The following is an 18,582-nucleotide window of genomic DNA, read 5'->3' on the forward strand; positions in this document are numbered from 1 at the left end:
CCCGGGCGGCGGGGGAGGATGTCGTGTTTTCCGACCGACCCACGTTTCGACCAGATCCAGAAGGAAGAGCACCCCTCATGGCACCTCAGATCCTGCGCGCACAGGACCGTACCCCCGCCCCGTGGAAGAACGGCGGCGGCATCACCACCGAGGTCATGGCCCATCCCCGGGGCGCAGGCACCGACGACTTCGCGTGGCGGATCAGCGTCGCCGACGTCGCGAGCAGCGGCCCCTTCTCCGCGTTCGAGGGCGTCGACCGGATCATCACCGTCGTCGACGGGCCGGGCATGGCCCTCACCGTCGACGGCACGGAGCACGTCGTGGACACCCGCTACGCGCCCTTCGCCTTCTCCGGCGACGCCACGACCGACTGCCGGCTGCTCGACGGCCCGATCGTCGACTTCAACGTGATGGTCCGGCGCGGCGCGACGCGGGCCGACGTGTCCGTCGAACGCCGCTCCACGGTCCTGCGCCCCGCCCCCGGGACCCGCGTCCTCGCGATCGTCCTCGACGGCACCGCGGCCCTGGACCGGGAGCCCGTCCGCCTCGGCCGGCTCGACGCGGTCCTGCTCCACGACGACGAGGACCCCGTCGACATCACCGTCGACGGGGTCCTCGCGATCGTCGCCCTCACGGACGTCCGCTGAGCGGACGAGGCCGGAACAGCCGCGGCCGCCAGGCCGCGGCTCTCACCTGCCGGGCGACCTGGCGACCTGTTCGGGGGAGGGCGTCACGCCCAGGTGGTGACCGTCCGGTGCACCAGACGGGCGCCGGCCCGCGCCGTGCGCTGGTCGACGTCGAACTCCGGATTGAGCTCGGCGACATCGACGACCACGAGCTTGCCGCTGCGCGCGACCCGGGTGCAGACCCGCTCGACGACCTCCATCGGCACGCCGTACGCGGCGGGCGCGCTGACTCCGGGGGCGACGGCCGCCGGCAGCACGTCCAGATCGATCGTCAGATGCACGAGGTCGCAGCTCGCGAGGAACGCGTCGACGAACGACTCGACCCGCTCCAGGTCGAGCAGCCCGCACTCGGTGTCCGCCAGGTAGCGCACCCCGAGCGACTCCGCGGTGCGGAACAGGGTCTCGGTGTTCGCGGCCTGGCTGATGCCCAGCGCCCAGTAGTTGAGCTCGCGGCCGTGCCGCCGCTCGTTCCGCGCCATCTGCAGGAACGGCGTGCCCGAGCTGGGCCGCACGTCGTCGCGGAGATCGAAGTGCGCGTCGAGGTTCAGCACGCCGAGCCGCCGGCCGGCCGTCAGCGCCCGCGTACGCTCCAGACCGCTGTACGTCCCGAACGCGACCTCGTGGCCGCCGCCGAGGACCACCACCGGGTGGCCCGCGTCGACGAGGTGCGCGACCGCGCGCCCCAGCCGTTCCTGACCGGCCTCCAGGGCGTCGTCCGCGTCGCCGACGACCTCCACGTCACCGGAGTCGAGGGCCCGCAGCGGCTTCGGCAGCGCCATCGAGGCGAGGGCCCGCCGCAGGGCGCCGGGGCCCTGCGCGGCGCCCTGCCGGCCCTTGTTGCGGCGCACGCCCTCGTCGCTCGCGAATCCGACGAACGCCACGTCGCCCGGCTCGGTCAGCTCCGGATCGAGCTCGACGGCGTGGTGCCACCGCAGGTGCTCCGGGCCGGGCCCGTCGTCCCGGCCCGTCCAGGGGCCGGCGGGGACGTCCGTGAGCGGGGGAGCGGTCTCCTGGAAGGTCCTCACGCGGCGCCGTCCGCGGACTCGGTCATCGGGATGCGCACGCCGCGCTCCTCGGCGACCGAGGCGGCGTACTCGTAACCGGCGTCGACGTGCCGGATGACACCCATGCCGGGGTCGTTCGTCAGGACGCGCTCCAGCTTGCGGGCCGCGAGCTCGGTGCCGTCGGCGATGCAGACCTGGCCGGCGTGGAGGGAGCGGCCCATGCCGACGCCGCCGCCGTGGTGGATGGAGACCCAGGAGGCACCCGAGGAGGTGTTCACCAGGGCGTTGAGCAGCGGCCAGTCGGCGATGGCGTCGGAGCCGTCGAGCATCGACTCGGTCTCGCGGTACGGGGAGGCCACCGAACCCGAGTCGAGGTGGTCGCGGCCGATGGCGACCGGCGCGGACAGCTCGCCGTTGGCGACCATCTCGTTGAACTTGAGGCCGGCCAGGTGGCGTTCGCCGTAGCCGAGCCAGCAGATGCGCGCGGGCAGGCCCTCGAAGGCGACGCGCTCACCGGCCATGTCGAGCCAGCGGTGCAGGTGCTTGTTCTCGGGGAACAGCTCCTTGATCGCCTTGTCGGTGGCCTCGATGTCCTTCGGGTCGCCGGACAGCGCGGCCCAGCGGAACGGGCCGAGGCCCTCCTCGAACAGCGGGCGGATGTGCGCCGGCACGAAGCCGGGGAAGTCGAAGGCGCGGTCGTAACCGGCCTTGCGGGCCTCGTCGCGGATGGAGTTGCCGTAGTCGAAGACCTCGGCGCCCTTGTCCAGGAAGCCGACCATGGCCTCGACGTGCAGGGCCATCGACGCGCGCGAGCGCTCGGTGAAGCCGGCCGGGTCGGCCTCGCGCTCCTTGTGCCAGTCCTCGACCGCGATGCCGACGGGCAGGTAGGCCAGCGGGTCGTGGGCGGAGGTCTGGTCGGTGACGATGTCGATCGGGGCGCCGCGGCGCAGCAGCTCCGGGAAGATCTCGGCGGCGTTGCCGACGACGCCGATGGACAGGCCGCGGCGCTCGTCGCGGGCCCGGACGGCCAGTTCGAGGGCGTGGTCCAGGTGGTCGGCCTTCACGTCCAGGTAGCGGGTGCCGATGCGGCGGTCGATGCGCGTCTCGTCGACGTCGACACAGATCGCGACGCCGTCGTTCATCGTCACGGCCAGCGGCTGGGCGCCACCCATGCCGCCCATGCCGGCGGTGAGCGTGATCGTGCCGGCCAGCGTGCCGTCGAACTTCTTGCGGGCGACGGCGCCGAAGGTCTCGTACGTGCCCTGCAGGATGCCCTGGCTGCCGATGTAGATCCACGAACCGGCCGTCATCTGGCCGTACATGGTCAGGCCCTCGGCCTCCAGCTTGCGGAACTCCTCCCAGTTGGCCCAGTCGCCCACCAGGTTGGAGTTGGCGAGCAGCACGCGCGGCGCCCACTCGTTCGTGCGCATCACGCCGACCGGCTTGCCGGACTGCACGAGGAGGGTCTCGTCGTCCTTGAGCGTCTTGAGCGTGCGGACGATGGCGTCGTACGCCTCGTGGTTGCGGGCGGCCTTCCCCGTACCGCCGTAGACGACGAGGTCCTCGGGGTGCTCGGCGACCTCGGGGTCGAGGTTGTTCATGAGCATCCGCAGGGCGCCTTCCTGCTGCCAGCCGAGGCAGTTCAGTGCGGTGCCGCGGGGGGCCCGGACGACGCCCGGCGCTTCGTGGGAAGGGCTGGTCATGTGTGCTCCTCAGGGGGATCGAGCCGTTGTGCGCCTTCATGACACGCGAGCGGCGGAGCCGGGACCAGCGGCGGCGCCCGGGTCTCTCGGATCCGAGACACTTCCCCGGGGAGGGGACCGTCGGCCCGACCGCCGACGGCGCCGCTCGCCTAGGATCGTCGCAGGCAGGAGGCAGGGGGAGCGGATGGCGAGGACGGTGGGCGGCGTGGTCGTGGACCCGGCGGAGCTGGCCCGGTGGTACGCGCAGGGCGGGGGCGGTTCCGTGCCCGCGTACCAGCGCGTCAAGGAGCTCGTCCGGCGGCAGATCGGCGACGGCCACTGGCAGGAGGACGACGCCCTGCCCTCGGAGAGCCAGTTCGTCGACGCCCTCGGCCTGTCCCGCATGACCGTCAACCGCGCCCTGCGCGAGCTGGCCGCCGAGGGCGTCATCCGGCGCGTCATGGGCGTCGGCAGCTTCGTCGCCCAGCGCAAGGCGAGCTCGGCGCTCCTGGAGGTCCACAACATCGCCGCCGAGGTGGAGCACCGCGGCCACCGCTACACCGCCCGCGTGCTGTCCCTGGGCGAGGAGAAGGCCGACGACAGGACCGGCGCGCACCTCGGTCTCGGCACCGGGCAGCCGGTCTTCCGTTCGCGGGTGGTGCACTACGAGGACGGGGTGCCGCTCCAGCTGGAGGACCGCCACGTCAACCCGGCCTTCGCCCCCGGCTATCTGGACCAGGACTTCACGTTGCAGACGCCGTACGCGTTCCTGTCGAAGGTCGCGCCGCTCGGCCGGGGCGAGCACATCGTGGAGGCGGTCCTGGCGTCGCCCGAGGAATGCGCGGTCCTCGACATCGGGCCGGCCGAGCCGTGCCTGCTGATCGAACGCCGCACCTGGTCGCGGGACGCGCTCGTGAGCATCGCGCGCCTGCTCCACCCGGGCTCCCGGTACCGCCTCGAAGGCGCGTTCGCCACGCACTGAGACGGCGCTGAACCGGCGCTGAGACGGATCAGGCGGCGGTCTGCGCCCCCGCGCCCGTCGGCGCGTGCCCCGAGACCGCCGCGGTCAGCCGCGCCGCACCCTGCGCCAGGGCCTCGCGCACCTCCTCGGTGTCGTGGCGGGCGTGGTGGCGGCGCCAGGTGGTGCTGATCGCGGCGACCGGCCGCTCGTTGTGGTCGAACGCGGCCACCCCCATCGAGCAGAAGCCCTGGGACACCAGCTCCACCTCCTGCGACCAGCCGCGCTCCCGCTCCCGGGCCAGCTCACCGGCCAGTTCCGGCAGGGAGCGCGGACCGCGGCCGGTGCGAGTGGTCAGATCGCCGGGCCGGGAGAACAGCGCCCGCAGCTGCGCCTCCGAGGTGTGGGCCAGGATGGCGCGGCCGTTGGCCGTCAGATGGGCCGGCAGCCGAACGCCGACGTCCGTCACGAGTGCGATGTCGATGTCCCCCGCCCGGGCCGGGGGCCGCTCCTTGAGCAGGTAGACCGTCTCCGCCCCGTGCAGGATGCCGAGGTGCACGGTCTGGCCCAGGCGGCTCGCGGCCGCGCGCAGGATCGGCCGGGCGAGCCGCTCCAGGGGTTCGTGGCGCAGATAGGCCGAGCCCACCTCGAAGGAGGCGACGCCGAGCCCGTACGCCTGCTCCGACGGGACGTAGGTGACGAAGCCGCGGTCGGTCAGCACGGTGAGGATGTGGTACGCGGACGAGCGCGGAATGCCCAGGTCACGGGCGAGCGTGGCGGCCTGTACGAGGCCGGGCCGGCCGGCGAGGTACACGAGCATGTCCAGGGCGCGCGCGACGGCCGGGGAAGCGCTGGAGGCCGGACCGGGCGTCTGACTGCGTTCACTCATCGGATCACCTCTTGACGCACCTGTATAGACAGGAATATACAGGCTGGCGTTCGCCGTCGAAAGCTCGGACGACAGGCCGGTGCCGCGAGGCACACCGCTCCGCCAGGTCCTCCGGCTCGCTCCGCGGCACCCCGCCCCCCCCCAAGAGGGAGACACTCGTTTGCGTACCGAAAACGCCGGTCTGAGCCGCGGGCTCACCTCACGGCACATCCGCTTCATCGCCCTCGGCTCCGCGATCGGCACCGGGCTCTTCTACGGCTCCTCCGCGTCCATCGAGGCGGCCGGCCCCGCGGTCCTGCTCGCCTACCTGATCGGCGGCGCCGCCGTCTTCCTCGTCCTGAGGTCCCTCGGCGAGATGGCCGTGGCGTCCCCCTGCGCCGGCTCCTTCGGCGAGTACGCGAACCGGCACCTCGGGCCGCTCGCCGGCTTCGTCACCGGCTGGACGTACGCCTTCGAGATGGTCATCGTCGCCGTCGCCGACGTCACCGCCATCGGTGTCTACATGGGCTTCTGGTTCCCGGAAGTCCCGCGCTGGATATGGGTCCTGGCCGCCGTCCTCGTCGTCGGCGCGCTCAACCTCGTCAGCGTCAAGGTCTTCGGTGAGCTGGAGTTCTGGCTCTCCCTCGTGAAGATCGTCGCCATCGTCGCGATGATCGTCGTCGGAATCGCGGTGATCGCCTTCGGCCTCGGCGGCGGCCACGTCCACGTCGGCATCGACAACCTCTGGGCCGACGGAGGATTCTTCGCCGGAGGCGTCGACGGCTTCGTGATCTCGTTCGCCATCGTCATGTTCGCCTTCGGCGGCACCGAGATCATCGGCGTCACGGCGGGCGAGGCGGAGTCCCCGGAGAAGACCATCCCGGGCGCGGTGAACGCCATCCCGCTGCGGATCATCCTCTTCTACGTGCTGACCCTCGCCGTGATCATGTCGATCACCCCCTGGCAGCAGATCAGCGACTCGGGCAGCCCCTTCGTGCAGATCTTCGCCGGCGTCGGCCTCAAGTCCGCGGCCGCCGTCCTCAACGTCGTGGTCCTCACGGCTGCCCTGTCCGCCATCAACAGCGACATCTTCGCCGCGGGCCGCACCATGTACGGCCTCGCCGAGCGCGGCCACGGCCCCTCCGCCATGCGTCGCACGACGCCCAACGGCGTGCCCTGGGTGACCACCCTCGTCATGATCGGCGCCCTGCTCCTCGGCGTGGTCCTGAACGCGCTCGTCCCCGGCGAGATCTTCCTGATCATCTCCTCCGTCGCCACGTTCGCCACGGTCTTCGTCTGGGTGATGATCCTGCTCACCCACATCAAGGCCCGGCGCGCGATGACCGCCGAGGAGTCCGCGGCCCTGAAGTTCCCGGCCCCGTTCTGGCCCTACGGCCAGATCGTCGCCCTCGTCTTCATGGCGGCGGTGCTGGTCCTGCTCGGCGTCCACGAGAGCACCCGCGTGGCGCTCGAGGTCGGCGTGGTCTGGCTGGCCCTGCTCACGGTGGTCCACCTCCTCGCCGTCCGCCGCGGGCGGCCCCGGCCCGCGGTCGGCGCCGCGCCCGCCGACACCCCCGCGGCGGCGGATCAGCCCGCCCGGATCGGCTGACCCGCGGCCGGGCGAGGGCGGCCCGGGCCGTTCACCGGTCCGGCGCCGCCTCCGGGCGGGCATACGTCCGGCCCTTCCACGCGGCGCCCTGGCCCCGGTAGTGACGGACCGCCGAGTCCACCGTCATCAGGAGATAGAGGAACGCGGTGAACGGCAGCAGCGGAGCGAGCCACAGCGACTGCCGGTAGTAGCGGAGCATCGGCACGTACGTCCCCGCCATCACCGCCCAGGCGAGCCCGCCCGCCCAGGCCGTCACCGCGTCCCCGGTCCACACCCCCGCCACCAGTGCCGCCGGCGGCACCAGATAGACGAGGGCGAGACCCGCCACCGTCCCCGCGAGCAGCAGCGGGTTGTGCCGCAGTTGCGCGTACGCGCTCCGCGCGATCATCCGCCACAGCTCGCCCAGGCCCGGATACGGGCGGACGCTGTCGACCCGCTCCGCGAGGCCCAGCCAGATCCGGCCCCCGGCCCGCCGCACCGCCCGCGCGAGCGACACGTCGTCGATCACGGCCTGCCGGATCACCTCCGGCACGTTCGCCGCCACCGCCGCCTCCGTCCGCAGCAGCACGCAGCCGCCCGCCGCGGCCGTCGCCAGCGGCCGCGGCCGGTTGATCCAGCGGAACGGGTAGAGCTGGGCGAAGAAGTAGACGAACGCCGGCACCACCAGGCGCTCCCAGAAGCTCGCGACCCGCAGCCGCGCCATCTGCGACACCAGGTCCAGATCGTGCTCCACGGCCGCCGCGACGAGCCGCCGCAGACTGTCCGGCTCGTGCGCGATGTCCGCGTCCGTCAGGAGGAGGTACTCCGGCCCACGCGCGCGTGCCCGTGCCATGCCGTGCCGCAGCGCCCACAGCTTCCCCGTCCAGCCCGGCTCCGGCTCTCCCGGCGACACGACCGTCAGCGGCAGCCCGCCGTACCGCTCGGACAGCTCCACGGCGAGCTTCCCCGTACCGTCCGTGCTCCCGTCGTCGACGAGGAACACCTCCGCGGCCCCCGGATAGTCCTGTACGAGGAGCGAGGGCAGGCTCATCGGCAGCACCTCGGCCTCGTCCCGCGCCGGCACCACGACGGCCACCCGCGGCCACCCGCCGGCTCGGGGCCCGCGCGCCGGCGGCAGCCGCTGATCCGTGCGCCAGAAGAAGCCCTGGCCGAGCAGCAGCCAGACCCAGGCGGCCAGGGAGACGATCGAGAACCAGGCGAAGGTGCTCATTCGCGGCAGTCTGCCCCAGATCGCGGGCCGCGCGAGGCTCATCGGCTAGGGTGACCGGGTGAAGATCGCGCTCATGGACTCCGGAATCGGCCTCCTCCCCGCGGCCGCCGCGGTGCGGCGGCTCCGGCCGGACGCGGATCTCCTCCTCTCCAACGACCCCGACGGCATGCCGTGGGGCCCCCGCACCCCCGAGGACCTCACGGGGCGCGGCCTCGACGTCGCCCTCGCCGCCGCCGCGCACCGGCCCCAGGCACTCATCGTGGCCTGCAACACCGCCACCGTGCACGCCCTCCCGGCCCTCCGCGCCGCCCTCGAACCCGAGATCCCCGTCATCGGCACGGTGCCCGCGATCAAGCCGGCCGCCGCGGCCGGCGGCAAGGTCGCCATCTGGGCCACCCCCGCCACCACCGGCAGCGCCTACCAGCGCGGACTCATCCGCGACTTCGCCGACGGCGCCGAGGTCACCGAGGTGCCCTGCCCGGGTCTCGCCGACGCCGTGGAGCACGCCGACACGGACGCCGTGGACGCCGCCGTCGCCGCGGCCGCCGCGCTCACCCCGACCGACGTCCGCGCCGTCGTCCTCGGCTGCACCCACTACGAACTCGTCGAGCAGCGGATCCTCGCCGCCCTGCAGGACCGCCGCCTGGCGGGGCTGCCGCCGATCGTCTTCCACGGCTCCGCCGAGGCCGTCGCCGCCCAGGCCCTGCGCCGGATCGGCGCCGAGCCCGCGCCCGAAGCGGACCCCACCGGCACCCTCTCCGTCCTGCTCAGCGGACGGCCCGGCGAGCTCCCCGCCACCGCCCTGACCTACGCCGAGGGCCGCGCCCTCGCCGCCACGGCCGCCGTGCGCTGAGCACCCCCCGGACCGCTCACCGAGCATCCGGCGGCGCACACCGACGCCTCGCCAAGCATCCCGGCGCCGCACACCGACGCCTCACCGAGCATCCCGGCGCCGCACGTCAGCACCCTCACCGAGCGTCACCAGAAGACCGCGCTCCGGCGCGCTGCTTCTTCCGATCCTGGGTACTCTCCCCTTATGAGGGAGCACTCCCGGGACTCGAACCCGCGCGCCGACGAGCCGGCACCCGCCGTCTGGACCGGCCGCGCCACCAACCGCTTCCAGTGGGTCGCGGCCGTCGCCGGCGCCGCCTGCATGGCCCTGGGCATCACCCTCGCGGTCGAGTCCGCGTGGACCTCCGGCATCGCCGCCCTCCTGATGGCCGTCATCGGCTGCGTCGCCGCCGGGCTGCTCGTCCTCTTCGGCACCCTCGCCTTCGTGCACGTCGCCGTGAAGGTCGACGACCGCGCCATGGAGGTCCGCTGCGGCCACATCGGCGTGCCGCGCCGCCGCATCCCGCTCAACCAGGTCGTCGGCGCCGACTTCGCGCCCAGCGTCACCCCGCGCCAGTGGGGCGGCTGGGGCTATCGCTGGCGGCCCGAGAAGGGCACGGCCGTGGTCGTCCGGCGCGGCGAGGGTCTGGTCCTGCGCCTCGGCGACGGCCTGACCTTCACGGTGACCGTCGACGACGCCGAATCCGCGGTCCGTGTCATCCGCGCCCGCCTCCGCCACCCGGCGCCGCCGGTCCCGCCCGCCGCGACCGGTGTCTGACCGGGCCGACGAGACACCCCCGTACACCCCCCGGAGGACCCTCCGCGGCCGGGCCGCACCGCCCTCCTCGCGGCTGCGGAGGACACGTAGACTCCGCAAGGTGAGCGCCACCATCACCCCCGTCGACGCGTCCGGACCCGACACCGCAGCCACGCCGGCCTCCCGGCTCCGGCGGCTCGTGCGGCCCGGGGCGGCTCTGCTGTCCGGGATCCTGCTCTACCTGAGCTTCCCGCCGCGCCCCCTGTGGTGGCTCGCGCTGCCCGCCTTCGCCCTGCTCGGCTGGACCCTCCGGGGCCGCCGTCCCCGTGCCGGGTTCGGCCTCGGCTACCTCGCCGGACTCGGCTTCCTGCTGCCGCTCCTCGTGTGGACCGGCGAGGAGGTCGGCGCCGGTCCGTGGCTCGCGCTCGCCGCCGTCGAGGCGCTGTTCGTGGCCGCGGCGGGACTCGGCATCGCGGCCGTCTCCCGGCTCCCCTGGTGGCCCTTCTTCGCCGCCGGGGTGTGGATCCTCGCGGAGGGGGCACGCGCCCGCGTGCCCTTCGGCGGCTTCCCCTGGGGCAAGGTCGCCTTCGGGCAGGCCGACGGCCTCTTCCTGCCGCTCGCCGCCGTCGGCGGCACCCCCGTGCTCGGCTTCGCCGTCGCCCTCTGCGGCTTCGGCCTGTACGAGGCGGTCCGGCGGTTCCGCGCGTACAAGGCCACCGGCACCGTCCCGCGCGGCCCGCTCGCCGCCGCCGCGCTCTCCGTCTTCCTCCCGGTCACCGGCGCCCTCGCCGCGCTGCCCCTCGTCGACGACTCCGCCGAGGACGGCACCGCCACCGTCGCCGCCGTCCAGGGCAACGTGCCGCGCCTCGGCCTCGACTTCAACGCCCAGCGCCGGGCCGTCCTCGACAACCACGTGGCCCGCACCCGCGAGCTCGCCCAGGCCGTCAAGGAGGGCCGCGAGCCGCAGCCCGACTTCGTCCTGTGGCCGGAGAACTCCTCCGACATCGACCCGTACGCCAACGCCGACGCGGCCGACGTCATCGACGGCGCCGTCAGGGAGATCGGCGTGCCGACGGTGATCGGCGCCGTCGTCACCCCCGAGACCGGCAAGCTCCGCAACACCCTCATCGAGTGGGACCCCGAGCGCGGTCCCGTGGCCACGTACGACAAGCGGCACGTCCAGCCCTTCGGCGAGTACATCCCGATGCGGTCCTTCGTACGGATCTTCAACAGCAACGTCGACCGGGTGGCCCGCGACTTCGGCGCCGGTACGAAGGTCGGCGTCTTCGACCTCGCCGGTACGAAGGTCGGCCTCGCGACCTGCTACGAGGCGGCCTTCGACTGGGCCGTGCGCGACACCGTCACCCACGGCGCCCAGCTGATCACCGTCCCCAGCAACAACGCCACCTTCGGCCGCAGCGAGATGACCTACCAGCAGCTCGCGATGAGCCGGGTGCGCGCGGTCGAGCACAGCCGGTCGGTCGTCGTGCCCGTCACCAGCGGCGTCAGCGCGGTCATCCGCCCCGACGGGGAGATCGTCGCGCAGACGAAGATGTTCACCCCCGACGTCCTCGTCGAGAAGGTGCCGCTGCGCTCCTCGCAGACCCCCGCGACCCGCCTGGGCACCCTGCCCGAGGCCCTGCTCGCCGTGCTCGCGGCGGCCGGACTCGGCTGGGCCGCCGCCCGCGCGGTCCGCGCCCGGCGCACCCCGGCGGCCTGAGCCCCGGGGGCCCGCCGTGACCCCGGCCCCGATCCGTGGATGATCTAGGGTCGGGGCATGGCTACTCCTGACTTCATCCTCGAACTGCGCAAGACGGCCGGCCACCAGCTGCTCTTCCTGCCGGGCGTCAGCGCCGTCGTCTTCGACGACCGGGGCCGGGTCCTGCTCGGCAAGCGTGCCGACAACGGTCTCTGGGCGGTCGTCGGCGGCATCGTCGACCCGGGGGAGCAGCCCGCCGACGCCGTGGTCCGCGAGGTGTACGAGGAGACCGCCGTGCGCTGCGTGCCCGAGCGGATCCTCCTGGTGGAGACCCTGCGCAAGCCCGTCGTCTACCCCAACGGCGACACCTGCCAGTACATGGACGTCGCCTTCCGCTGCCGGGCCGTCGGCGGCGAGGCGCGGGTCAACGACGACGAGTCGACCGAGGTCGGCTGGTTCGAGGTGGACCGGCTGCCGGAGATGAAGCGCTTCTCGTACCTGCGGATCGAGAAGGCGCTCGCCGATGAACCCACATGGTTCCGCACCACAGCAACCAGCTGAACTATGGGCCCGGCGCACATCGGTGGGGGAGGGGCCCGTTCATAGGGTGCGGAGCATGAGCGCACCCATCACCGTCCCCGGCACCGAAGCCGGTGCGGACGTCGCCTCGCCCCTGCCCCGCGCCGCGGGCCTTGCCCTCGACCTCACCGGCCGCACCGCGCTCGTCACCGGCGCGGCCGGCGGCATCGGGCGCGCCTGCGCCCTGCGGCTCGCCGCCGCCGGGGCCCGGGTCAGAGCCGTCGACCGGGCCGCCGAGGGCCTGGAGACCCTGGCCGAGGAGGCCGACGCGCTCCCCGGCACCCTCGAACCCCACCTCCTCGACCTCACCGACCTGGACGCCGCGGAGGCCACGGCCGCCGGCACCGACATCCTCGTCAACAACGCCGGAATCCAGCTGGTCCGCCCCATCGAGGAGTTCCCGCCGGACGTCTTCCACACCGTCCTCACGGTGATGCTGGAGGCGCCCTTCCGGCTCATCAGGGGCGCCCTGCCCCATATGTACGGCCAGGGCTGGGGGCGGATCGTGAACCTCTCCTCCGTCCACGGACTGCGCGCCTCCGCCTTCAAGTCCGCCTACGTGGCCGCCAAACACGGTCTGGAGGGCCTCTCCAAGACCGCCGCCCTCGAAGGCGCGCCGCACGGGGTCACCTCCAACTGCGTCAACCCCGGCTATGTCCGCACCCCGCTCGTCGAACGGCAGATCGCCGACCAGGCCGCCGCCCACGGCATCCCGCCCGAGCGCGTCCTCGCCGAGGTCCTCCTCAAGGACTCGGCGCTCAAGCGGCTCATCGAACCGGAGGAGGTCGCCGAGGCCGTCCTCTACCTCTGCACCCCCCAGGCCTCGTTCATCACCGGCAGCTCCCTCACCCTCGACGGCGGTTGGACCGCCCACTGAGGCAGCCCCCTGTGCGGCGTGTCCACAGGGGGCTGGTCCACAGGGGTGGTGGGACCACACGTACGGCAGGTATCCCTGTGTCCATGTCCCACGAACACCTCTCGTACCTGGAACTCCTCGCCCGGGGCGCGGCGACGGATGCCTACGACCGGCCCGTCCTGCTCGCCCGCGCGAGCGGCGCGGGCCCCGAGGCACTGGCCGAACTCGAGGAGGCCAAGCAGCTCGCGCTGCGGGTCCGGGCCGAGCTGGAGGGGCGGCGGCGCCGCGAGGCGGAACTCTCCGCCCTCTTCGCCACCGCCCACGACCTCGCCGGACTCCGCGATCTCGACGCGGTGCTGCGCGCCATCGTGCAGCGCGCCCGCTCGCTCCTCGGCACCGAGGTCGCCTACCTCAGCCTCAACGACCCGACGGCCGGCGACACGTACATGCGGGTCACCGAGGGCTCCGTCTCCGCCCGGTTCCAGCAGGTCCGGCTCGGCATGGGCGAGGGGCTCGGTGGCCTCGTCGCCCAGACCGCCCGGCCCTACGTCACCGAGGACTACTTCGCCGACCCGCGCTTCCAGCACACCCGCGCCATCGACGCGGCCGTACGGGACGAGGGCCTCGTCGCGATCCTCGGCGTGCCGCTCAGCCTCGGCAGCCAGGTCATCGGCGTGCTGTTCGCCGCCGACCGCAGGGCCAGGGTCTTCGAGCGCGAGCAGGTCGCGCTCCTCGGCTCCTTCGCCGCGCACGCCGCCGTCGCCATCGACACCGCCAACCTGCTCGCCGAGACCCGCTCGGCCCTCGCCGAGCTGGAGCGGGCCAACGACATCATCCGCGAGCACAGCGCCGTCATCGAGCGGGCCTCCGAGGTCCACGACCGGCTCTCCGAGCTGGTCCTGCACGGCGGCGGCGTCCACGACGTGGCCCACGCCGTCTCCGAGGTCCTCGGCGGCACCGTCGAGTTCACCGAGGCGGGCGCCGGCACCGCCCGCCGCGCCGGGGGCCACGCGGTCCGCGAGGGCGACGACTGGGTGGCCGCCGTCTCCGCGGGCGGCGAGACGCTGGGCGCGCTCGTCCTCCACGGGCAGCCCGAGCTCGACCCCGTCGACCAGCGCACCCTGGAGCGGGCCGCCCTCGTGACCTCCCTGCTGCTGCTCGCCCGGCGCTCGGCGGGCGAGGCCGAACAGCGGGTACGGGGCGAGCTCCTGGACGACCTCCTCGACGCCCCCGACCGGGACCGCCGCCTGCTGCGCGAGCGCGCCGCCCGCCTCCGTACCGACAGCGAGGCCCCACACGTCGTGCTCGCCGCCCGCGTCGACCGGGCCGCCGAGGACGCCGGCGACTCCGAGGCCGGGCGCCGGGAGAGCGCCGACCGGCGGCGCCTGTGGTCGGCCGCCTCGCACCTGGCCGCCACCCGCCACGGACTCGCCTCGGCCCGCGACGGCGGTACGGTCCTGCTGCTGCCGCTCGGGCCGGGGGAGAGCGCCGCCGAGCTCGCCCGCCAGACCGCCCGTGGCCTGGGCGGCACCCTGCGCGAGCCGGTCACCGTCGGCGCCTCCGCTCCGGTACGGGGGGTCCTCGACCGCCCGGACCAGGTGGCCGTCGCGTACGAGGAGGCCCGCCGCTGCCTGGACGCGCTCGTCCTGCTGCACCGCAAGGGCCAGGGCGCGGCCGCCGAGGACCTCGGCTTCCTCGGCCTCCTCCTCGCCGACGGCCGGGACATCGACGGCTTCGTGGGCCGGACGATCGGCCAGGTCGTCGACTACGACCGGCGCCGCGGCACCGACCTGGTCCGCACCCTGGACGCCTACTTCGCCAGCGGCATGAGCCCGGCCCGTACCAAGGACGAACTCCACGTCCACGTCAACACGGTGGCTCAGCGCCTGGAACGCGTCGCCCGTCTCCTCGGCCCCGACTGGCAGTCCCCGGCCCGCGCCCTGGAGATCCAACTGGCCCTGCGCCTGCACGCGATGTCGGCGGCCGTCGCCCGCTGAGCGGCGGGCAGGCGCCGCGTCGGTGAGATCAAGCCAATGAGATGGCGGCTCAACTGCGCTCGCCGGCCGCAGAATTGACGAGCAGTTGGCCTGGCGGCAGAAAGTGATATGCTTGTTCGGAGGTCGCATTGACTGCCTCGCTCGGAGCGTGGCCCCGGCCGGCCGGCTTATGCCGGACCCGCTGACCGGTCCACCCCATGAAGCACGCCCCACCTGGGTGGGGTGTGCCCTGCCCGAGCGAAGAACAAGTCAATGGAGGCACCCTCGTGTCGGCTCATGCCACCCAGTCGAACATCTGCAGGCACCCCGGACGCGACGTGGCGATCGTCGCCCTGTCCGCCGTCGTGGTCGCCCTCGTCGCCGTTGTCGTCGTCATGGCGGTGAACGGCGGCCCCCTGGCCATCCTGGGAGCGGGCGGCACCAGCCTGGCCGCGAGCTTCACCGTGGGGATGGGCGTCCTCCAACACCTCAGGCCCGGCAGCTAGTGCCGTCTCAGTCGGCGTCCGCCCTGCCGACCGCGGCGCTCAGGCGCCGGTCGTCGGCAGGGCGGCGTGCGGCCGATCTCGACGTTGCCCGCAACTCGGCGAGCCACGCCCGCACCTGTGCGTCGTCGTGCAGGTGACCACCGCTCCCGCCCGCGGGGAGATCGATTCCGTGGAGAAGGTTCAGCGCCCACCAGGAGAGCTCGTCCCAGACGAGCCCGTCCGCGAGCACCCACCTCGCTGCCCAGCGATCGGCCTCGTCCCGGGACAGCCGGCCCGCGACGAGCTCGACGAAGCGCTCCTCGATCTGGTCAAGAGTCGGCTGGTCACTGTCATCCATGCCCTGAGCGTAGCGGCGGGGCGAAGGTCGCTCGACGACACCGAGAGGCCCCCGCCGCCCCGTGGGCGGAGAGGGCCTCTCGGTGTCCGGGTCGGGGCTCCGGTCAGGCGTCGGCGCGGACGCGGGCGTTCTCGGTGCTCCGGTCGGTGATCTCGCCGAGGTCGCGTTCGCGGGTCTCGCGGGCGCAGGCGAGGGCGACGACGGTGAGCAGCGCGGCGGCGATCACGTACAGGGCGATCGGCGTCGAGGTGCCGTAGTCCTGGAGGAGCGCGGTCGCGATGAGCGGCGCCGGGGCTCCGGCGGCCACGGAGGAGAACTGGGCGCCGATGGACGCGCCGGAGTAGCGCATCCGGGTCGCGAACATCTCGGAGAAGAAGGCCGCCTGCGGCGCGTACATCGCCCCGTGCAGGACCAGACCGACCGTGACGGCGAGGAGCAGGGAGCCGAAGCTGCCGTGGTCGATGAGCAGGAAGAACGGGAACATCCACGCCCCGACGCCGACCGCGCCGATCAGATAGACCGGGCGGCGGCCGATCCGGTCGGACAGCGCGCCCCAGGCGGGGATGACGGCGAAGTGGACGGCGGAGGCGATGAGGACGGCGTTGAGGGCGGTCTGCTTGGTCAGGCCGACCTGCGTGGTCGCGTACACGAGGATGAACGCGGTGATCACGTAGTACGAGATGTTCTCCGCCATCCGGGCGCCCATCGCGACCAGCACGTCCCGCCAGTGGTGCTTCAGCACGGCGACCAGCGGCATCTTCTCGACCTGCCCGGCGGCCGCCTTGCGCTCCTCGGCGGCGGCGAGCGCCGCCTTGAAGACGGGCGACTCGTCGACGGAGAGCCGGATCCACAGGCCGACGATCACCAGGACGCCGGAGAGCAGGAAGGGAACGCGCCAGCCCCAGGAGGCGAAGGCGGCGTCGGAGAGCAGCGCGGTGAGCGCGGACAGCACACCGGTCGCGAGCAACTGCCCGGCCGGCGCCCCGGTCTGCGGCCAGGACGCCCAGAACCCGCGCCGTTTCGCGTCGCCGTGCTCGGACACCAGCAGGACGGCCCCGCCCCACTCGCCGCCGAGCGCGAAGCCCTGGACCAGGCGCAGCGCCGTGAGCAGCACCGGAGCGGCGGAGCCGACGGTGGCGTGCGTCGGCAGCAGCCCGATCGCGAAGGTCGCCCCACCCATCAGAAGCAGGCTCAGGACCAGCAGCTTCTTCCGCCCGAGCCGGTCCCCGTAGTGCCCGAAGACGAGCGCGCCGAGCGGCCGCGCGGCGAACCCGACGGCGTACGTCAGGAACGACAGCAGCGTCCCGACCAGCGGGTCGGACTCGGGGAAGAACAGCTTGTTGAAGACCAGCGCGGCGGCGGACCCGTACAGGAAGAAGTCGTACCACTCGATGGTCGTGCCGATGAGACTGGCGGCGACGATGCGCTTGAGGGAACCGGGGGGTGTGGGAGCGGTTGTTGCGGCGGCCATGTGCACCACTTCCAGGCGTTCGTGCGGGGACGTTTCGGTGTCGCCACACCGTAGGAAGCCGCAGGTCGGCCGCGTATGTGCTGGGGCACCATAGTTCGACCTCCCCGCATGCGCCCCGCCGCCATGACTCTCCTTCGCGGCCTCACACGGGAGGAGTTGCTCGCAGGGCGGTCATGCCGCGCCCTGGAGGACGCGATCGTCGAACGGCACGGCCGGAAGCCCGGCGATGCCCGGACGGCAGACGAACAGCCGTCCGGCGTGGCGTTCTTCGTCCAGCTGGTGCCGGGTCAGTCCCTCGGTCGCCGTCGTGATCACGAGGGTGTCGAGGGCGGGGCCCGCGAAGACGGCACTGGACACCTGCGAGGCGCCGACGTGTACGACGGTGTGGCAGGTGCCGTCGGGTGCGAAGGCGCGCACCTGCCCCCCGCCCCGGACCGCGACCCAGACATCGCCGTCCCGGTCGACGGTCAGGCCGTCCGGCACACCGCCGTCGATCGCGGCGAACGGCCGTCGGCCGCTGGGAGTTCCGGTGGCGACGTCGTAGTCGAACACGTCGACACGGCCGGTCGCGCCGTCGGCGTAGTACATCAGGGAGCCGTCGGGGCTCCAGCCGAGCCCGTTGGAAACGGTCACGGAGTCGAGCAGCACCCGTACGCCGTCCGGGCCGAGTTGGTACAGAGAACCGGCTCCGTCGGTCGTGTCGTACGGCATGGTGCCGGCGAGGAGGCGTCCCCGCGGGTCGCACGCGGCGTCGTTGAACCGTCGCCGCACGCCGTCCGGGAAGGGCGGCAGGGAGGCGAGCTCCTCGGACCGGCCGCTGGCGTCGATCCTCACGACGGACGTGGCCACCGCCGCGATCAGCGCGCCGCTGCGGCTCGGCAGGACGGCGCCGACCGGGCCGCCGGGGGCGAGCGTGACGCGAGGCAGTACGTCGGGCAGATCGCTGCCGTCCGCGAACGGAACCAGGCTGCCGCGGTGGACGAGGCCGGCGGTGATGTCGACCCACAGCAGCTCCTGCGCGGCGGGATCCCATAGGGGGCCCTCGCAGAGCGTGCCGGGATCCGGGCTGCAGGGACGGGCCCTCAGGTGGCGCATATGAAGTCTCCTTGCTCGGTGTTAACGTAACCATTCGGCTAACCCCTGTAAATAGTCCCCTTCAAGATCTTCGAGGCGCGGGCCTGCCGGGGCTGTGGGTGGCCTCGTCGCGGCGTCCCCGTGGGGCGGCCTCGCGGGCCGCGTGACGTGATGCATTCGGGACTGTCGGGTTCGGCGGGGGCGATGTACTTTTGCGCAAACACCGAGAGGCGGTCGTCCTTCGTCCCCCTCCGAGGACCGCCTCATGTGGTCGTGGCCGCCGGGGAAGCCGCCGGCGCACCGACCGTCCCCAGCCCCTCTGCACCTCAGAGGTAGCCATGTACCTGAGTGTCAGTACCTCCCGCTCCGACGATCCGCGCGCGCCCCTGACCCTGCTCGGCGAGCTGACGCGCTGACGGGCTCGGCCGCCCTTCCCTCGTCGACTCCCGAAGCAAGTCGAACAGAATTCAACATCCTCA

The 18,582-nt window shown here is 73.2% G+C and carries 17 protein-coding genes; 10 read left to right on the plus strand and 7 right to left on the minus strand.

All coding sequences use genetic code 11. The annotated features are described in order from the left end of the window. Positions 1 to 77 precede the first annotated feature (77 nt). Positions 78 to 647 (plus strand): HutD/Ves family protein, encoded by a 570-nt coding sequence (locus tag ACWGN5_RS16460; protein WP_453515451.1) that lies wholly within the window; start codon positions 78 to 80, stop codon positions 645 to 647. A gap of 83 nt (positions 648 to 730) precedes the next feature. Here ACWGN5_RS16460 and hutG read toward each other — a convergent pair whose 3' ends face one another. Together hutG and hutU are read right to left on the minus strand one after the other, a co-directional pair. Beyond that, positions 731 to 1,711, minus strand: coding sequence for a formimidoylglutamase (gene hutG / locus ACWGN5_RS16465; protein WP_453515454.1), 981 nt, complete (start codon positions 1,709 to 1,711; stop codon positions 731 to 733). Beyond that, positions 1,708 to 3,393, minus strand: a complete 1,686-nt coding sequence (gene hutU / locus ACWGN5_RS16470) for a urocanate hydratase (RefSeq protein ID WP_453515456.1) — start codon at positions 3,391 to 3,393, stop codon at positions 1,708 to 1,710. Before hutU ends, hutG begins: the two co-directional genes overlap by 4 nt. A gap of 184 nt (positions 3,394 to 3,577) precedes the next feature. Here hutU and hutC point away from each other — a divergent pair, with 184 nt between their 5' ends. Next, the gene (gene hutC / locus ACWGN5_RS16475) at positions 3,578 to 4,354 is read left to right on the plus strand and encodes a histidine utilization repressor (RefSeq protein ID WP_453515458.1); all 777 of its coding nucleotides are present in this window, start codon (positions 3,578 to 3,580) and stop codon (positions 4,352 to 4,354) included. A 28-nt stretch (positions 4,355 to 4,382) separates the two neighbouring features. Here the strand turns inward: hutC and ACWGN5_RS16480 are convergent, their stop codons facing one another. Then, positions 4,383 to 5,219, minus strand: a complete 837-nt coding sequence (locus ACWGN5_RS16480) for an IclR family transcriptional regulator (RefSeq protein ID WP_453515461.1) — start codon at positions 5,217 to 5,219, stop codon at positions 4,383 to 4,385. A 160-nt stretch (positions 5,220 to 5,379) separates the two neighbouring features. Between ACWGN5_RS16480 and ACWGN5_RS16485 the strand changes: the two genes are divergently transcribed. Next, the gene (locus ACWGN5_RS16485) at positions 5,380 to 6,807 is read left to right on the plus strand and encodes an amino acid permease (RefSeq protein WP_453515463.1); all 1,428 of its coding nucleotides are present in this window, start codon (positions 5,380 to 5,382) and stop codon (positions 6,805 to 6,807) included. 31 nt (positions 6,808 to 6,838) lie between these two features. Here ACWGN5_RS16485 and ACWGN5_RS16490 read toward each other — a convergent pair whose 3' ends face one another. Beyond that, positions 6,839 to 8,017 carry a glycosyltransferase gene (locus tag ACWGN5_RS16490; RefSeq protein ID WP_453515465.1) on the minus strand — a complete coding sequence of 393 codons (1,179 nt, stop codon included), beginning with the start codon at positions 8,015 to 8,017 and terminating at the stop codon, positions 6,839 to 6,841. 58 nt (positions 8,018 to 8,075) lie between these two features. On the opposite strand from ACWGN5_RS16490, the gene ACWGN5_RS16495 reads away from it, so the two are divergent. The 7 genes from ACWGN5_RS16495 to ACWGN5_RS16525 all read left to right on the plus strand — a co-directional run bounded on the left by ACWGN5_RS16495 (position 8,076) and on the right by ACWGN5_RS16525 (position 15,221). After that, a complete protein-coding gene (locus tag ACWGN5_RS16495; protein WP_453515468.1) occupies positions 8,076 to 8,870 on the plus strand; it encodes a glutamate racemase in 795 nt (264 codons plus the stop codon). 183 nt (positions 8,871 to 9,053) lie between these two features. Beyond that, complete coding sequence (locus ACWGN5_RS16500; RefSeq protein ID WP_453515470.1) at positions 9,054 to 9,626, plus strand: hypothetical protein; 573 nt, start codon at positions 9,054 to 9,056, stop codon at positions 9,624 to 9,626. A 100-nt stretch (positions 9,627 to 9,726) separates the two neighbouring features. Beyond that, the gene (lnt, locus tag ACWGN5_RS16505; protein WP_453515472.1) at positions 9,727 to 11,325 is read left to right on the plus strand and encodes an apolipoprotein N-acyltransferase; all 1,599 of its coding nucleotides are present in this window, start codon (positions 9,727 to 9,729) and stop codon (positions 11,323 to 11,325) included. Positions 11,326 to 11,382: 57 nt separating this feature from the next. Then, positions 11,383 to 11,865, plus strand: a complete 483-nt coding sequence (locus tag ACWGN5_RS16510; RefSeq protein WP_453515474.1) for an NUDIX hydrolase — start codon at positions 11,383 to 11,385, stop codon at positions 11,863 to 11,865. Between the two features lie 55 nt (positions 11,866 to 11,920). Then, positions 11,921 to 12,760 carry a 3-hydroxybutyrate dehydrogenase gene (locus ACWGN5_RS16515; protein ID WP_453515475.1) on the plus strand — a complete coding sequence of 280 codons (840 nt, stop codon included), beginning with the start codon at positions 11,921 to 11,923 and terminating at the stop codon, positions 12,758 to 12,760. 83 nt (positions 12,761 to 12,843) lie between these two features. Continuing rightward, positions 12,844 to 14,736: a helix-turn-helix domain-containing protein gene (locus ACWGN5_RS16520; protein WP_453515477.1), complete on the plus strand. Its 1,893-nt coding sequence runs from the start codon at positions 12,844 to 12,846 to the stop codon at positions 14,734 to 14,736. Positions 14,737 to 15,002: 266 nt separating this feature from the next. After that, complete coding sequence (locus tag ACWGN5_RS16525; protein WP_453515479.1) at positions 15,003 to 15,221, plus strand: hypothetical protein; 219 nt, start codon at positions 15,003 to 15,005, stop codon at positions 15,219 to 15,221. Between the two features lie 7 nt (positions 15,222 to 15,228). Here ACWGN5_RS16525 and ACWGN5_RS16530 read toward each other — a convergent pair whose 3' ends face one another. From ACWGN5_RS16530 to ACWGN5_RS16540, 3 genes are all read right to left on the minus strand, one after another. Next, on the minus strand, positions 15,229 to 15,558 hold the full coding sequence (locus ACWGN5_RS16530; protein WP_453515482.1) for a hypothetical protein: 330 nt from the start codon (positions 15,556 to 15,558) through the stop codon (positions 15,229 to 15,231). A 103-nt stretch (positions 15,559 to 15,661) separates the two neighbouring features. After that, entirely contained in the window at positions 15,662 to 17,029 is a 1,368-nt protein-coding gene (locus tag ACWGN5_RS16535) for an MFS transporter (protein ID WP_453515485.1), read from the minus strand. Between the two features lie 171 nt (positions 17,030 to 17,200). Further along, positions 17,201 to 18,124: an SMP-30/gluconolactonase/LRE family protein gene (locus ACWGN5_RS16540; protein WP_453515487.1), complete on the minus strand. Its 924-nt coding sequence runs from the start codon at positions 18,122 to 18,124 to the stop codon at positions 17,201 to 17,203. Positions 18,125 to 18,582 lie beyond the last annotated feature (458 nt).

It is taken from the genome of Streptomyces sp. NPDC055815 (genome assembly GCF_053616475.1).

Excerpts from the sequence above, each read along its gene's own strand:
- ACWGN5_RS16530 (WP_453515482.1), bottom strand. The coding sequence starts at position 15,558 with ATGGATGACAGTGACCAGCCGACTCTTGACCAGATCGAGGAGCGCTTC.
- ACWGN5_RS16535 (WP_453515485.1), bottom strand. The coding sequence starts at position 17,029 with ATGGCCGCCGCAACAACCGCTCCCACACCCCCCGGTTCCCTCAAGCGC.
- ACWGN5_RS16460 (WP_453515451.1), top strand. The coding sequence starts at position 78 with ATGGCACCTCAGATCCTGCGCGCACAGGACCGTACCCCCGCCCCGTGG.
- ACWGN5_RS16480 (WP_453515461.1), bottom strand. The coding sequence starts at position 5,219 with ATGAGTGAACGCAGTCAGACGCCCGGTCCGGCCTCCAGCGCTTCCCCG.
- ACWGN5_RS16490 (WP_453515465.1), bottom strand. The coding sequence starts at position 8,017 with ATGAGCACCTTCGCCTGGTTCTCGATCGTCTCCCTGGCCGCCTGGGTC.
- ACWGN5_RS16500 (WP_453515470.1), top strand. The coding sequence starts at position 9,054 with ATGAGGGAGCACTCCCGGGACTCGAACCCGCGCGCCGACGAGCCGGCA.
- hutU (WP_453515456.1), bottom strand. The coding sequence starts at position 3,393 with ATGACCAGCCCTTCCCACGAAGCGCCGGGCGTCGTCCGGGCCCCCCGC.
- ACWGN5_RS16510 (WP_453515474.1), top strand. The coding sequence starts at position 11,383 with ATGGCTACTCCTGACTTCATCCTCGAACTGCGCAAGACGGCCGGCCAC.
- ACWGN5_RS16515 (WP_453515475.1), top strand. The coding sequence starts at position 11,921 with ATGAGCGCACCCATCACCGTCCCCGGCACCGAAGCCGGTGCGGACGTC.
- ACWGN5_RS16540 (WP_453515487.1), bottom strand. The coding sequence starts at position 18,124 with ATGCGCCACCTGAGGGCCCGTCCCTGCAGCCCGGATCCCGGCACGCTC.
- hutC (WP_453515458.1), top strand. The coding sequence starts at position 3,578 with ATGGCGAGGACGGTGGGCGGCGTGGTCGTGGACCCGGCGGAGCTGGCC.
- ACWGN5_RS16520 (WP_453515477.1), top strand. The coding sequence starts at position 12,844 with ATGTCCCACGAACACCTCTCGTACCTGGAACTCCTCGCCCGGGGCGCG.